This window comes from Halomonas sp. A3H3 (assembly GCF_000982975.1).
Classification (GTDB): Bacteria; Pseudomonadota; Gammaproteobacteria; order Pseudomonadales; family Halomonadaceae; genus Vreelandella; species Vreelandella titanicae.
The window spans coordinates 1,262,081-1,277,441 of the sequence record NZ_HG423343.1 but is presented as its reverse complement, the minus strand read 5'-3'; the positions used below and the strand labels follow the sequence as shown (position 1 = coordinate 1,277,441).

11 protein-coding genes and 1 pseudogene are annotated in these 15,361 nt (G+C 48.8%); 7 read left to right on the top strand and 5 right to left on the bottom strand.

The window, feature by feature from the left end:
• Positions 1-239: 239 nt before the first annotated feature.
• The gene (locus HALA3H3_RS05550) at positions 240-1,949 is read right to left on the bottom strand and encodes an ATP-dependent helicase (protein ID WP_022520325.1); all 1,710 of its coding nucleotides are present in this window, start codon (positions 1,947-1,949) and stop codon (positions 240-242) included.
• Positions 1,949-3,694, bottom strand: coding sequence for an ATP-dependent nuclease (locus tag HALA3H3_RS05545; protein ID WP_022520324.1), 1,746 nt, complete (start codon positions 3,692-3,694; stop codon positions 1,949-1,951). Before HALA3H3_RS05545 ends, HALA3H3_RS05550 begins: the two co-directional genes overlap by 1 nt.
• 416 nt (positions 3,695-4,110) lie before the next feature.
• Here HALA3H3_RS05545 and HALA3H3_RS05540 point away from each other — a divergent pair, with 416 nt between their 5' ends.
• The 3 genes from HALA3H3_RS05540 (at position 4,111) to HALA3H3_RS05530 (ending at position 12,208) form a co-directional block, all read left to right on the top strand.
• Positions 4,111-4,953 carry a hypothetical protein gene (locus tag HALA3H3_RS05540; protein ID WP_022520323.1) on the top strand — a complete coding sequence of 281 codons (843 nt, stop codon included), beginning with the start codon at positions 4,111-4,113 and terminating at the stop codon, positions 4,951-4,953.
• Between the two features lie 309 nt (positions 4,954-5,262).
• Entirely contained in the window at positions 5,263-6,222 is a 960-nt protein-coding gene (locus HALA3H3_RS05535) for a toll/interleukin-1 receptor domain-containing protein (protein ID WP_022520322.1), read from the top strand.
• 598 nt (positions 6,223-6,820) lie between these two features.
• Complete coding sequence (locus tag HALA3H3_RS05530) at positions 6,821-12,208, top strand: phage integrase (RefSeq protein WP_022520320.1); 5,388 nt, start codon at positions 6,821-6,823, stop codon at positions 12,206-12,208.
• Here HALA3H3_RS05530 and HALA3H3_RS05525 read toward each other — a convergent pair.
• Positions 12,201-13,082 carry a hypothetical protein gene (locus HALA3H3_RS05525; protein WP_022520319.1) on the bottom strand — a complete coding sequence of 294 codons (882 nt, stop codon included), beginning with the start codon at positions 13,080-13,082 and terminating at the stop codon, positions 12,201-12,203. The two genes, HALA3H3_RS05530 and HALA3H3_RS05525, sit on opposite strands and share 8 nt — an antisense overlap.
• 212 nt (positions 13,083-13,294) lie before the next feature.
• Complete coding sequence (locus HALA3H3_RS25980) at positions 13,295-13,444, bottom strand: DUF4113 domain-containing protein (protein WP_082116821.1); 150 nt, start codon at positions 13,442-13,444, stop codon at positions 13,295-13,297.
• Between the two features lie 366 nt (positions 13,445-13,810).
• Between HALA3H3_RS25980 and HALA3H3_RS05520 the strand changes: the two genes are divergently transcribed.
• The 4 genes from HALA3H3_RS05520 to HALA3H3_RS26910 all read left to right on the top strand — a co-directional run bounded on the left by HALA3H3_RS05520 (position 13,811) and on the right by HALA3H3_RS26910 (position 15,017).
• A complete protein-coding gene (locus HALA3H3_RS05520; RefSeq protein ID WP_022520315.1) occupies positions 13,811-14,038 on the top strand; it encodes a type II toxin-antitoxin system RelE/ParE family toxin in 228 nt (75 codons plus the stop codon).
• Positions 13,983-14,135 carry a type II toxin-antitoxin system RelE/ParE family toxin gene (locus HALA3H3_RS27805; protein WP_350339985.1) on the top strand — a complete coding sequence of 51 codons (153 nt, stop codon included), beginning with the start codon at positions 13,983-13,985 and terminating at the stop codon, positions 14,133-14,135. Before HALA3H3_RS05520 ends, HALA3H3_RS27805 begins: the two co-directional genes overlap by 56 nt.
• A 26-nt stretch (positions 14,136-14,161) precedes the next feature.
• Positions 14,162-14,455 (top strand): helix-turn-helix domain-containing protein, encoded by a 294-nt coding sequence (locus HALA3H3_RS05515; RefSeq protein WP_022520314.1) that lies wholly within the window; start codon positions 14,162-14,164, stop codon positions 14,453-14,455.
• Between the two features lie 373 nt (positions 14,456-14,828).
• The gene (locus tag HALA3H3_RS26910; RefSeq protein WP_022520313.1) at positions 14,829-15,017 is read left to right on the top strand and encodes a hypothetical protein; all 189 of its coding nucleotides are present in this window, start codon (positions 14,829-14,831) and stop codon (positions 15,015-15,017) included.
• A 34-nt stretch (positions 15,018-15,051) separates the two neighbouring features.
• Here the strand turns inward: HALA3H3_RS26910 and HALA3H3_RS05505 are convergent.
• Positions 15,052-15,361, bottom strand: a pseudogene (locus tag HALA3H3_RS05505) (TOTE conflict system archaeo-eukaryotic primase domain-containing protein); the annotation flags it as partial.

Below are 15,361 nucleotides of genomic sequence, written 5' to 3'. Positions count from 1 at the left end.
CGGTTATGAGACTGATGAAATAGGGACATATTATATGTCCTAAATTGCATATAATGTTCTAAAATCATCATTAAAAAGGGTTTTTTATAGGTTGCATTCGTGGAGGCAGTGTCACTTAAGAACACATGAGGGAATTTATATTTGGCACAGAAGTAGGAGGAATTCCTTGAAAGGAAGTGACCTTCGGGCCAATCACAGGGCACAGTCAAGCTGTTGAGATAGGTCGAACGTAGATGACCTTATGCCTCAGTTTCCTGAAAGCCAAGATCGAGTAATCCTGGCCGTAAATCAACTAACGCACTGGCTGGCACACCAAGCCAAAACAAGTTCCGGGCGCGGGTAACCGCAACATAGCCAATACGCCCGATCTCTGTATCCACGCCGTTCATTAAGCCTTCGGCATGTTCCTTGTTTGTCAAATACAGCACTGCATCCAGGCTTTCTCCCTTCGCCTGATGAACTGTGTCAACGCGAATTCGGGGTCGGTAATTATTCCCATTCAGGTCAGCGGCAGATAGTAACGGTCCATCAGGCAAATCTCTTGTAGTGAGTTTGCTACCAAGCTTATCGACGCTCGTCAGACCACAATCTTTATTAATTTGAGCCAGTAAAGTTTTGACTCTATTAAGTAATAGGGGGTGCCACTGCGCTTTTCCATTGAGCGATACACCGGGCAGTCCCATATCAGGATTGCGAGTAAAAGCCCAGATGAGCCGACGTAACGCCTGATCCTCATGTTGGGATGTTAGCTTAGCCAACATCCCATTTGGAGCATCAACGAGTAGGTTGACGATACCGATAGCCACCAGCCTGAATGCACCTTGATAGTCTTTAAAACGGTCGCGCAGAATTGCAGCCTGTGTAAACCGTTTGACGATGCCCCAGCCCGGAGACCCTTTGTTGCCAGCCAGTTTATCTGCCTGTTTGCGTCCGCGGCAGAGTACCGCCGAACGCTCCAACCTAAGGCCAGCGGCCTCCACTGCTCTCTGAAACGAAACAATGAGTTGCTCTCTGTCATTCTTACCGTAAGCTACAAAGAAGGTACCATGGACTGTATCAGGCGCTTCCCTATCTGCGGCATCGGTTCGTCCGGCCAGATGGTTGGCCAGATCAAGGATTGGTGGCACGGACCGGAAGTTTCTCTTCAATTCGAGGCTATTTACGCCGTCACGTTGCCCGTACTTTGACAAGAACGCCCCATCAGCACTGGCAAATTCATAAATACCCTGATTTGGATCTCCTATCAGCGAGACCTGGCAACCAGCACTCACTAGCTGCTCGATGATGACCTGATGAACCGTTCCGATATCCTGAGCCTCGTCAATCAGGATATGCGGATAACGGCGAACCAGAGCACGCAGAATCCCAGGTTGATCTGCTAACGTGCGATAGCACCAGTAACGCCCGAGGTTGTGTGTGTAGGCACCGATCCGCCCAAGGCGATGCACCACGTCTGCAGCTTGGGCAGTATTGAGCCTGTGCATTTCACTTTTAATATCCGAGTAGCAGAAGTAGACACCTCCAGCGTCAATACCGACCTGCATTTCATTGATAGCGCGCGGGTAAGGATCCGTTTGAAAGGTGAATCCTTTCAGAAATGCTTCTCCACCGGTCACAAGGAAAGCCGTCTGTTGCGCGCCCATCGTCCGATAGGCATGAGGGCGCAACACATTGCTGGTGATGAAAGTATCCAGCGTATTTATGTCCACGCGGTTGTTGACGTTGCTGCTGAGCCCCAGATCTTGATATTCCTTTCGGAAAGTATCTACAGCGACATTGGAGAAGGACAGGAGTGCCACACGTCCACGATGATTACCAAGTTTTTGACGAATATTGGCCAGACGTCGCACGGCAGTGAATGTCTTGCCGCTGCCAGCACAGGCAATTACTGACAAGGGCTCTACTGAGGCATCTATAACCTGCGTCTGCTCTTCGGAAGGGTGGTTCACTACTTGGCCTCCGCTGTTTGACAGGCATGAGAAATCGCATTCTGGATATAGTCTGGCACTACAAAAGCATTGCCTTCGGCAATAACTTGCGCCAGTGACTGGCCAAAGCGGCCCTTCTGCACATTATTTTGTTTGCGCTCAAACATGCCGCTGAATAAAGTCCGTGCTTTGGCTGCATCGCCATCTTCCTCTTCGACCTTAGTCTGGAGGTCTTGCGCGATTCTCGGGTGCATATTTCTAAGTGCAGCCAGCATTGCGATGCGATTAACGTCAACCAACGCCAGATCATATTCGAGAGTTTTGAGACCGCAGAAAACCTTAACGAGGGAATCCTCGTTTTTCTTCATCCTGGCGGTATTGTTTGAAACCCTAATTTCCTCGTCGAACGTGGGATAAACGGCCACCGTTTCTCCGGTTTCATCCGCTTCACTTACTGGATCCGCGTCGGTGATCACGGATACTGGAATTTTCAGGGCCTCCTCGCCAAACAGAGGCAAAAAAGAGTCAAAATTGAGTCCTTCGACACTGATTAGGCTGACGCCGTGCTTGCGCAGGTTATAGCCACACATTTCCGCGAGCACATTGACCAGCATCAATTCGGCCGCGCCTTCAACGAAGATGATACGACGGGCAAAAAACAGTTCAGCGCGGGTCACATCAAGGTAGCGTTCGAGCTTTTCTCTTTTTCCCCTTTCAAATTGGATGGTGCGTGGGAAGAAAGTCTCCACGCCAGTGGCTGTTTCGACCAGACAGGTGAGACTGTCGAGATTAGCAATGCTGGCGAAGTTGGGGGAATGGCTAGAAACAAACAACTGAACGGGCTTCTCACCCTCCCCATCTTGAATCGATTCCAGGTAATCTAGCAACACCGCCTGCAACTGCGGATGCAAGTGTGCCTCAGGCTCCTCAATGATCAGGCCTCGGTAACTCGCGTCAGCGTTCCTGGCCAGCTCACAGAGAACCACCGCCATGTAAATCAGATTGTTAAATCCAAGGCCGTTCTGTTCAATTTCGAAGTCGTCCACTACTAACGACAGGCGTGATGCCAGCTTCTGAAAATCGCTTCCGCTCAATCCCAAATCCAACACTTGGGCTAGCTGAGACCCTAGCATCGTGTCATGCCGACTTGTGATGGCCGAGTGAGCGGTAATAATCGGATCGTGGCCCCTTAGCTCTTCATCGAGCAGTTTAAGTGCTTCATTAATTCCATCACGACCTTCATCATCGGCAAGGAGCTGAAATAGTCGAGCCAGCTTGCTATGGCGATTGGGCTTGAGACCCTGTGAAGCATCTCTAAGAGGTGGCAGGTAGACACCGCGAAGGTTCTCGATCATATCCGCGGTCAGGCCTATCTCTTCATGGTCTCCACACCAACGCCTTACTCGCAGCCTGCCAATCTTGTCAGCTTCTGAATAACGGATGTTAATGTGAGCTTCAAACCTGCCATCTTCGTCCGGCTTCAGTGCTGCCAGAAAGTCTGCTTCGTCGTCTACGTCCAAATCCTGGAAGACGTACTTAAACTGGATGTCACCTGCCGGATCGCCCCCCTTTGGTCGATGCATATCGTCGTTGTTAAAGCGCGGGTATGGCTCGTCGTATCCTGCAAGTAGCGCGCGCAATGCATCAACAATAGCGGTCTTGCCAATGTTGTTAGAGCCGACCAGGACGTTCAGCCCGGGCTGAAACTCAAGGTCAACAGATTGCAATTTTCTGAAGTTCGTTATTTTCAGTTTTGCTAGATACACTGATGTAGCGCCCCCTGTGGATCGGTTTTTAATTCATCCATTGTTATCACGACTGTGTAATCAACACATCACCTGCGCCCCATTCCAGAAAAGGTCATAAGCGGTTACCCCAGCAATAGCATGCTTCTATACCAATGTGATACCCCAAACCCTGGGGAGGAAAAGGGCTATTTCCGCTCCCTAAATAAATTTTATCCCGCTAGCCCTTTCTTAAATCGTTTCAAACCTTCGCGGTTACTGGGAGGCCACAGTGGCCTCAAGCCTGCCATATTTTGTACGCCTTGAGAGTGCTTACTAAAATTAGATATGCTTGTGGCAACAGGTACCTAAAGCTCATTAGAAATAAACGGTTTCGGGTACCGACAGCCTGAGAGAAGGCCGGTAAGCTATCTTTCAAACTTCACGGAGATAAGCACATGACCCACCTCAAGCCGCCAGCCTCTCCCCTAGCCGTTTGCGAAGACATTCTGCGAAAGAGTAAACAATACAATTTGGAGCATCACTGTTTGCCGAGTGAGAGCAGAGTGATTGATAGACTGTTGAACAGAGGCCACGAGCTGGAAAGCGCCTATCTGGAACTGCACCGTAAGCTCGGCCATCACCCTCATGCACTGCAGGAATTTCTCGCCAAGCTTTTAAGTACAGCCGCATTTTGGAAACCGGAAGACATGAAGGCCGCCCGTGCTAGTCGATATCGTCTCATTGAGGTCAATCGGCAGATTGCGGACAAGGCTATGGAGCTCTCGACGCTGCTGGATGAGCGCAGCGTGCTCCATAATCTTTCCGGCTTCGCCAGCAATACCCATTATCATGTCTGCGAAGTAATCGAAGAAGCCTCTGAACACAACCCTTTGTTTGGAATGGAGATTGGGGATAAGCTTAGCCGCTTACACTATCAATATGACCTAAAATATTGGCCATCACTAAGCGACTTCATGGACGAACTAGCCCAGGATGCTAGCGACGCAGATATTGAAGCTACTGATCCGCTAACCAAGGCGGCCACGGAGAGCTCTAGATCGTCAAAAGGTGATTTTCTCAGGGCCTTCCTCGCTGCCATCGAGGAAAGCAGTGCTCAGGTGTTTGGGCGGCTGCCCAGTGACTTGAAGATCACGGACAATACCATGGCCTCCTTGATTAACTGCGCACTGGAGCTAAAGGTGGACGAGATGGCATCCGCCGACTATGTGAAGCGCTTCCGGCAGAAGGAACGCGAGCGCAGTAGAAGGACATCCTATTGGACATCAGCCAGCAATTGAAAAGATTAAATAAACACTCTGCTCGGAAATACCTGATTCGAACAAAATTTCAATTTAAAAGTAGAGCGGTATAACCATATTGGATGTGCTATGCGTCACATGCTGCATCAACGCAAATGCTCCCATCATGAACGCTAACCGGGTCTCACAGTGCAAACAGGTCGTTTATTATCACTGGCTGCTTTGCGCCGTTGTGTGCATGCCATAGATAGGGCGGATAACCTCTTGCCGAAATGCTAAATATATTTTTCTTTAAGAGCTGAAAAAGTCGTAAGATCAGGCAGGTCTTATAGGCTTGGAGTACTCATTTTGCCAAACGTTTTTTTCTCATACTGTCACGCTGACGAGGTGCTGAGAGATCAGCTAGAAAAGCAGCTAGCGATGCTCAAGCGTCAAGGTGTTATCGACAGCTGGCACGATCGAAGAATTGGTGCTGGTCAGGAAATCGACGCAGCCATTGATCAACATATCAACAGCGATGAGATAATTTTGCTGTTAGTGAGTCCTGATTTCATTGCTTCCGACTATTGCTACAACATAGAGATGGCGCGTGCCATGGAACGCCACAACGCTAAGGAGGCAATCGTCATTCCAGTGATTTTGCGAGCATGCGATTGGCACCACGCCCCATTTGGAAAGCTGCTTGGCACCCCCCAGGATGGAAAGCCGGTCACTCTCTGGCCGGATAGAGACGAAGCATTGTTACAGGTCGCGAAGGAGGTTCGCAAAGCGGCTGAAAGGTGGCGAAGCACTCAATCAAGCGCCGAACGCGTGGATGTTGGGGCTTTGATGCATACCCAGCAGTCTGTAGTTGCCGGCCCGCGTTCGAGTAACCTTCGAGTCGCTAAGACCTTTACTCAGCTGGACAAAGACCGGTTCCAAATCGACACATTTGAATACATTGCGCGCTTTTTCGAAAACTCTCTGAATGAGCTCCAAGCACGGAACCCAGGTTACGAAGGTGTATTTCGTCGAATCGATGCTAATCGTTTTTTTGCGACCATCTATAAAGATGGAGAGAGCGTCGCGACGGCGACAGTGTATGTTGGAGGGCAAATGGGAGCAGGGATCTATTACAGTCAGGGTGGTGACTCTTTCAGCAGTAACTCCTTTAACGAGGCTCTTTCGGTGCAAGCAGACGACCAAGCCCTTTACCTAACGAGCATGGGAATGGCTTTCCAAGGGCGTCAACATCAGAAGCTATCTCAGGAAGGGGCAGCAGAAATGCTTTGGGAAATCGTTATCGCGCCACTTCAGCGTGCAAGATAACTTCTCTATCGGAAACTGGGCCCCTGCTGATTCATGGGTGGTAAACCCTATCCCAAAATAGGCTTTGCATGGGATAGGTTATTCCGATGGCTACCTTCTGAGTCTGCCTAGCGCTTGGGTGCTGGAACGTCTGTTGGGCCCACGCTCACTTTGGACGATTGTGACATCAAACTCGTCAATTACCAGTGAGCAGCGATAGTTGCCTTTTGCCCACGATACCTACTTAGAGTTAAGCAACTGCTTCCCTCAAAGTGGCCAAAGATATTTGGGCGCACCGCTAGTTGGTGCCCTAAAAATTTTTTGCCACCACTTGTGAACCACGCCACTCAGGCAACCCCTGGTCTGTCGTGCATGTAACGTTAAATGTTGTCTGGGCATGCCACACCTGTTCACGAGGTTTAGCAAGGCAGAATTTGTTTGGCTGGTGGCGACACCATCTTTAGTTATATGAGTAATCCAAAATGGCAGGTTGACAGCTCTGGTGCGCAACTACTTTGGCTACTCGTGCTTGGTATCAAGAGATATTGGTGGCTATCACTATTATTTATATGTTTTTTAGATATATAGTAACTGTCTATATAAGAATGAATAAGTCGTAATGGTAGAGCATACGTTCGCGGTCAAAAGAGACGATATAAGCACTGGTAAGCAAATAGCGCGCTTTGGCCACCCCTATCGCGATATATGCCAATGGGCTGCCCAGCATGATCTCAGTGATGCTCTGGAACTGGCTTTTTGGACGCTTGGATTGGATCACCAGGTCGTCGCGATTGGCAACCTGGTTAATGAATTTCACCATCCTGAATCAAAAGACATTCTGGCTCGATGGCGGCAAAATCCCACCCTTGCCTCGCTAGATGATCTGGCGAAAGCCATTCGTCAAGATCCCTTGATCAACCTTCAGTATCCTGCATTTCCTCATGCAGGAGACGCTACAAAAACGAAACAAACATATAAAGGCAGCCTTAAAGAGCAAACGTTTCTTATAACGTTAATTACTTACCCGCTGCCTGGGGCGGAGCAATCATCTGAATACGTGTTAAGGCGTGCGCTACGCTTGTGGTTGATCGCGCAGGCGGCGAATCGGGTAGTGACTGAGCATTGCTTAGCGGATCGAAATATCAGTACCGCAGCACGCTTTTTGATTGCAGACCGCTATCAAGCGCAGTGGCAACTCGTCGATGATGTCTTGCGCCGTGCCCGACGTTACCTGACACCTGATACTTGGACATTTGAACGTTTTACTGACGCGTTGTCTTTGGCTGCTGAGCAGTACAAGCAAAGCCATACATTTGGTAAAAGTGGCACCGCATTCATCAATGCCATCATCGAGATTGCCAGTGGTGATACAAAAGCTTTCACCACTCAGCGCGATTTCCCTCCGCAGCCTTTTGTGCATGCTGAGTTATCTGCACCCATTTCTGAGCCGACACCGTTAATAAGTCTTGATGAGTCATCTGAACAGTTCATAGAAGTATGTCCTAGCCCGGCGGGGTTGTTAGATGAAGAGGCTGATGAGGCGATTTACTTACTGCCGGTTGATGCAACAGATACTCAGGCTCAACAAGAACTGACAGGGCGTAGCTTTTATCAACAACAAGCGGAAACGTCCCATTATCTACCGTGGAGCTATTCCAAGCTTTTACCACCTGAGCGTTTGCTGATTGAACAGTGGGTTGCGCAGCAGCTCAAGCATACTGATCAGCGAGAGCGATTAGGCGGAGCGTTAGTGTGGCTCGCGATACGTTTTTCGCGGTCTCTCAGCCAAGTGCTTGCAATGGGCATTGGAGACGAGGCCCAAGGGGAGTGGTCTTTAGCATCAAACCTTAAGCAGATGGTTCGCTTGTCACCGCGTCGACGTAATGCATGGAAACCCGATATCGCCGCGCAACCTTACGTGGCAGCTGTTCACGAAAAGCAGTGTGTTGGACTAATCCCTGAAGTAAGAGAGACGCTTGTAATCAGTAGTCAACCATTGTCCACCCAAGCCTCACTGGCTGAGTTGTGGCAAAGCGTATCGCCAGCCCAAAAAATTGAGGTGTGGTTTAATGAACGCATGCGCATCGCATGCCCACGCGTTACCAGCGGTAAGCTTTCCGAGGTATGGGGCCAATCTGTTTTTGATGCCTCAGGCAATCACCATTTCGCGAGGATGCTAACCGCTCACCCCAATAGCGCGTTACCTGGCGCATGTAGCTATGCCAGCTGGAATATCGAGGCGATTGAGCAAGGACTTGCTTTACCTTATCAGTTCCACGGCGCCGAAACGTTACAATCGACGAATCAAGGCAGCTTGTTGGTACCGCTTGAAGCCCAGCTCAATAGGGCGATTAGCGAAGCGACTCAGCAGCTCAAAGAAACGTTAGAAGGCAATGATCTGGTGCGTCTACATAATCAGTGGGCATGCTACTGCGTCATGGCCCTCTATGCGGCAACGGGGAGTCGGTACCTTAAAGACCCTTTTGAAAGCCCACGGTTTTTTAATCACGACCTCCCTGCTGTGTTTATTAATGATAAAGCGGAAGGCAGCGGTGTGCGCAATGGTCGTATGGTGCCATTGGCCGATAAGGCGATTAAGTTTGTCGAGGCTTACCTCTCGTACCTCCAACGTCTCGCCGAGCATTTGTTGAGCACCCATCCTGCAATATCATCACGAATAAACACGCTATTAGAATTGCCTGCGAAGGCTGAACAGCCCCTGTTCTTTTTACTTGATGAGTCGCTCAATTGGCACTCTATGTCAGCGACTGACCTACCAGGTGCCACCTTATTCGACTGGCCACTACCCCCCAATCTTTTCCGTCACCGACTAGCACAGCAATTACCCTTATTATGCGTCGATAACGAAGTTGTGGATGGTTGGCTGGGGCATGCGGAAAAAAGTGTCGCCACCTATGGCGACACCTCGGCCCGCTGCTGGATGGACGATTGGACAGCCTATCGCAAAGAGGTCAACGAACTCTTTGAGCGACTATCGTTTGATTTGCTAGCACCACCTGCCTCCTTACCAGTAGCTGCCGTGAGCAGCTTGCGTGATTCAGCGACATCTTCCCGGGCATTTGGGCAGCGGCTACGCGAAAAAAATCGTCGCTTGGCAACACGAAACGCTATCAGAGCAGCGCTTAACGATATTGAGTTGTTTCTAAAAGGGCGTGATATGGCCACGCTGTCCGCTGATGAGATCAATCAACTGGGGCGGCAAATGTTGCTTCAGCAGGGAAAAACGCCTTACCCCTCTGCAGCCTTACGGTTTAGTGTGCTGACACGCTTGCTAGAGCGGCATGAGTCACCGCATCGCCATGCGTTTCAGCGCCGTTACATTCCGATGTTGCCGGAAAAAACGCTGATTCATGAGCAAGCGCCGACTTACACGACGTTAATGACGCAATTGATACATTGGGCAGCGAAGGTGCGTCCATACGCTACTCGAGTCCACTGTTCTAAACGCCAGGCATTAGCGCTCGGTGCGTTACTCTTATGTATTGAAAAACGTATTTGTTACATGCGCCTGCTGAAGGATGTGTGCCAAGGGGACAACTTTCGGCTGTTATATCACCGTAAAGCCTATTACTTGGAGTATAGCGAACAGTTAAATAGCACCAGCTGGCAAGCCCCCGTGCAGCGCCACACAGTGTCATATCATGTGGCATCACTACTAACTTACGGCCAACGCCTAACATCTACCAAAGCGCTCGACGATCCTTGGACGATCCCAAAACAAGCGCCGCCTTTGCCTGAGGCATTTATCCAGTGCTGTGAGAGTCAAGAGTGTATAACGATCCAGCAGGTACTTGGGCAGGCGGCCGCTATTGTCGATCAAGCCAATCTTCTGGGATTGCCGGGCGCAGTGGCTGGCGCGTTAGCAGGGCGGATAGTGGCCACCAGCCTCCCTGTGCAAGCGCACATTCGTATGGTGCACGGCAAATCGCTGATGTTCCCACCTTCAGCAGTCAACACTGAGGATTCGGAGCTTCCTACAACGCTACCGTCACTATTACGGGCTAGCGGCGATAAATACGAGCTGCAGCAACAGGCGGTACTTCTTTTTAAAGAGGTGAAGCAAATCTTGGATGGCTACACCAAGCCGCAGGCTAAAATAACGGCAAAATCTCTGGAACAATTGGTAACACAGCGAAACGGTAAGGTTAGTAGTGCCATCATGCTGTTGGTCATCTGGATCGCAGCGGTTATCCGAAGTGGTAAGGGACGAGCGGGAAGGCGCTTTAAGCCGTTCGAAAGCAGTAGTATTCATCGCTACTGGGGCGCGTTGCGTAAGCTTTTTGAGGAGCTGGCGTACGGTGTCGACCTGATGACGCTCGGTAGTGAAGAAATCACCGCCTTTTATGCGGGGTTGGTTGATTATCAAGAAACCCAGCTAAGCGATATGAGCTATTTTAGCCATCGCCTGCGCTCTTTTCATCGCGTAGCTGCCTCTCTCGGTGTTGAAGAGCCTGACTGGGATGAGCTGCCCGTTGCAGAGCAAGGACGCCACGTGAGAGCTGAAATGCTCTCAGAACGAGAATACCTTGAGACACTGAAGCGGATAGAAACATCGCAACGAGACCCCGATATTGCGTGTTTACTTCAGTTTGTATTGCTATGCGCGTATCGCTTTGGTTTGCGGCTGGATGAAGCGAGAGGGTTGCTCAGGCGAGATTGGTGTGAATCTCATGGCTACTGCTGGGTATTGATTAGGAACAATCGTTATCGAACATTAAAAAGTGAGGCCTCTCGACGTGCTGTGCCGCTTTTGTTTTCTCTCGATGCGACAGAGCAACGTACGCTTAACGCTGTGCTTAATCGTCATGATGCGCTGTTGGGAGGTGAGGCATCCATACCGCTTTTAGGTGAGATGCGCGATGGGAAAGTCGACATAGCGCTTAGTGCTTCAGCCATCAGTGCTGCTGAGATAGATGCATTGCGTCACGTGAGTGGCAGCCCAACACTATCACTCCACCACGCCCGCCATGCGTTTTACAATATAACGGCAGCCGCTCTGCTGCAGCTAAACACGCCTGTCGCCACCAAAATAACTCAGCACGTAGATAGCGCTCACCTTCGTCAAATGGTGATGGGACAGCAACATTACTGTTCGCGTCGCGTGATGATGGGTCTGGCGCGCTTAATGGGGCACCGACAGCCTTCAACAGGGTTACTAAACTATAATCACTTGATTCTAGAATGGGCGGATGCGCTGACGCCTGTGAAAGGGGCAAATGGCAGCATTCTCAAAGAAGCCATAAAACTGCAGGATTTTAAACGTTACACGCCGTCTTCGGCACTACCTCAAGTCCTTCCTTTATTTCACGAACCCACACCGCATTTATTGATGAAAGCGTTGCGATTAGGCGCGCTAAGGCAGAACGTGCGACGAGCGAGTGAGGCGTTAGGATTGTCCCCGGGTCATGCTGCTATTCTTGAAGATGTTGTTAAGGTGGCTGAAAACAATATGCGTTTCAAAATTCGGGGAAAAGACCAATGGGTGACGTCGCAAGACTATCCCTTGGGATTGCTGCGCAGTATCAGCGACGCTGCTTGGGATCGGCTGCTTGAACACACTAAAGAAATAGATAGTGAAACCTTAACGACTAATGAGGCACTAGAACTCAATGAGATTGCTGGCCAAGTTGGCCGACACCGGCATCTACTGATGAGTGAAACGAGGCACGTCGAAGTTGTCGCGCTTACTGTCACAGCATTTAAAGTGGCTCACGGTAACTACGAGGTGGTTGGTAAAAACTTCAGCGATGACATAAAAAGTATGTTGCTACCTTATGGTTTGAAAGAAGTAAGTGATATGGATATTCAGCTAGATATGTTTGAAGTTGTCAAGAGCAGTAGAGAAATGAAATATCAGCAATATGCCGGGCTGCTATTAACTAAAAATGAAAGTGATGTCGTTAGAAATCGTTATGAGTTGGCAGTCGCTTACTTGGTGACTGCCACTTATCTGTATGTAAAAGAAAAAGGGCTTAATGTTAGCTAGATTGCAGCTGAAAGTTTTTGTAGGGATTGTCATCGCTCGCAATAGAAAGAGTAGACAACACATATGTCTTTTGTTTGTTGGGGCCTTTGGGGTTTTCAAAACGATCGCCGGTATAGTATAGAATGTCGTTATTAACTTTTGCACAGGCTAATGTCATTATATGATCAGCATGGTTGCAGATTAGCGTGAAAGGTTTGCTTGATATTTTATTAGTTGAATCGATGCTGTAAAGAGAAATTGTGTTGTCGTATTCATCATATCCTGCTGGTACAGCATACCCTTCCATTGGCGTCGGTTTATGTGTTGAAAACGTTGGTGCACAATACTGACCGCTAACTAGGAGTTCCACTTTTGGTTGTGTTTTGTTATCTATTTCAGGTGATACGGTAAACGGATGCTTAATAGATCGTGCATTTTTTTTGTTAATGAATTTTTCAGAGTGTTCTGTAATAAATGCTTTGTCGTCTGATGATTTTTGATCGGTATAGGTGACGCTTAAAATATCTTTTTGCGTGATAACGGAGTACGTTATTTTGTAAGCTAAGAGGGCAAGCTTATGTGTGAGCGCTTCTTGATGGGGTTGGTTTTCTAAAAACAGCATGCCAATATATTTGTTTTTATGCTCGCCTTCTGTTTCTATAAAAAATTTATTTTCAATGCGGTCTTCGATGTCAGGTGATAGATCTTCGATGTATTTGGTTAAAATACTTTGTAAGTGGTAAGTGAAATCTTTTATTTCAGTATTTGCTAGATTTTCTGGGGTGCATTCGATGCCGTTGATATATTGAAGTTTTATAGCGTCTTCTAAAGAAACTACTTTTATGATGAGGTTTTCAGGATACTGAAAATGCGTTTTCTTTTGTTCTTTGGGCATGTTGTTCCTCAATACTTTAGGATCGAAAGGTTTAGGCTCTATGCTAAGGAAAATTGATATTGTGCAGTGAGATGTACTACCGCCTCCTTCTTATTTTTTACTATATATACGCAAAAATAATTTATCAGCTACTACATGTGCTCAAAAGGTTAAATAAACACAGTTTTTAATGCTATTTCCTAATTTAGCAACTATAGCTTCCGTACGCGTGATTAGCGTACATGCGGCAGTTCTTCCCATCGAGTGGTGTAGCTCGGAGTCCGGTGTTCAGAACGTAATGCCCAAGCATCGCCTGCACGTGGCAACCCTAGCTGTATTGTCCCTTGTCCTAACTCTCGATTGAACTGGTCGACAGTGGCCATCAGCCGATGCTGAGTTTTGCTTCGGCTTCTATTTGCGATGTTTCCGTTAGTGTAAGTTAACAGTTGGCTTTGGGAGAAAGGTCGAGGAGCATGACGTCGGCTTTATGGTAGGCGTAACCCTTACAGCCACAGTTGTCGAAGTCCTTGTGTGGCATGAAACAACTCGCGGCTTTCCCTCGTCGGGCGGTCTGATGTCGCCACTGTTGCTGGGTAAGACCAAGGCTAACGATAGACGTGATTCATGGATAAACGGAACCTAATGGAGCATTGGCACCCCGTAGTTTTCGACATCAAGCTTGAGCTATTTAATTGATGAGTCTATTATATCGGTATTGATATAATGGTTATGAAAATTGAGGAGTCAGCGTGGCGCGCAAGAAACCTGTTGCATTCGTCGGAGACTCTAAAGATAGGCTGCGCGACTTCCTTCTGGATGCCAAGAGAGAAGCGGGGTTTCAGATAGACAAAATTCAGTCTGGAGGTCAGTCAGACGATTTTCGTCCGATGCCAAGCGTTGGCTCTGGTGTGATGGAAATCCGTGTTCGAGAAAATAACGGTGCCTTTCGGGTTTTTTTACGTGGCCAATCGAGGTGATGTGGTATTTATTCTCCACTGCTTCCAGAAGAAAACCCAAAAGACGTCCCAAAAAGACATCAATTTGGGCAAACAGCGATACAAAGAGCTGCCCTGAGTCCAGCTACTAAGTGAGGTGAGATAATGGCCATCGAGTATTACAACAGTGTGTGGGATGCCATTGAGGATACGCCTGAGGAAGCGTTGAATATGAGGCTCCGTTCCGAGCTCATGGCAAAAATTGCTGGCCGTGTGAGGGAGTGGAACATTACTCAGAAAGATGCAGCCGACCGATTAGGAATTACTCAGCCGCGCCTCAATGATCTGCTGAACGGTCGCATTAACAAGTTCAGCCTTGATGCCTTGGTCAACCTGACAGGGCCGGCTCACTTCCATCTCGAACTAGAGATTGAAGACGAGAAAGAGGTTGCTGCCTGAGAGTGACCAGCTCAGCGCGCCGTGTTTGTGCATTAGCCATCAGTGGATCGCAATATGATGCACCACGTGGCGTAATTTATTGCGAGCAACTCAAGCAGTAGGTTATTGAGCCACGGTTTACGGTCGTCTGTGGGCAATCATTCAGGCGATCGGGTTTATTGGTTTATCACTCGCTGACTGAAACGCCATCTGCAGTGGCTTGGAGCTGAAATCAATCTGGATCAGCTCAATAGCTTGGTGGAGGATAAAGATATGTTGGCAGGGAACTTAGAGAACTGGGCTCAACAGGAGCGGTTCTGAAGGCCGTCTCGATGAAGCTCGCGATAATCTTCGGGCGCAGCTTAGCTTCCAATTTGGTGAAGTCCCGCACTGGGTGGAGAATCGGATCGAACAAGCTGATCATGGCCAACTGAAAGTCTGTTCACGCGATATACTGTTTGCTAGCAACCCTGACGAAATGTTCAAGCAGGAACTCGCCAGCAGTCTGGTGGGGGATAAAGGTGTGCTGGCAGAAAATCTTGAAAGCTGGGCTCAGAAAGAGCGTCACCAAGGCATCGCTTGATTAGTTGTCCAGGGTCTAACTGTGCTCTCAACGTCTAAAGCAGCTTTGTTTGCCCTGAAGCGGTAAACTTGCACCCCATGGCTTTGTAGCCTTCCTCGCGTTTTCGGAACATACGTTCAAGCATGGGCAGTCCAGTATCAAGGTAGTCATAGACAGTAACTTCCTGTTTGCCTTCAACCGCTCGGTGGATCCTGCCAGCGTACTGTGACAGCGTTCCTTTCCAGGCGATGGGCAAGGCTAAAGACAGCGTGTCTAACCGAGGCAAGTCAAAACCTTCTCCGATGTATTTGCCGGTTGCAACGATAACCTGAGCCTTATGTAACTGCGCTTCCGCCGCCTGACGT

Excerpts from the sequence above, each read along its gene's own strand:
- HALA3H3_RS05540 (WP_022520323.1), top strand. The coding sequence starts at position 4,111 with ATGACCCACCTCAAGCCGCCAGCCTCTCCCCTAGCCGTTTGCGAAGAC.
- HALA3H3_RS05530 (WP_022520320.1), top strand. The coding sequence starts at position 6,821 with ATGGTAGAGCATACGTTCGCGGTCAAAAGAGACGATATAAGCACTGGT.
- HALA3H3_RS05525 (WP_022520319.1), bottom strand. The coding sequence starts at position 13,082 with ATGCCCAAAGAACAAAAGAAAACGCATTTTCAGTATCCTGAAAACCTC.
- HALA3H3_RS25980 (WP_082116821.1), bottom strand. The coding sequence starts at position 13,444 with ATGGCCACTGTCGACCAGTTCAATCGAGAGTTAGGACAAGGGACAATA.
- HALA3H3_RS05515 (WP_022520314.1), top strand. The coding sequence starts at position 14,162 with ATGGCCATCGAGTATTACAACAGTGTGTGGGATGCCATTGAGGATACG.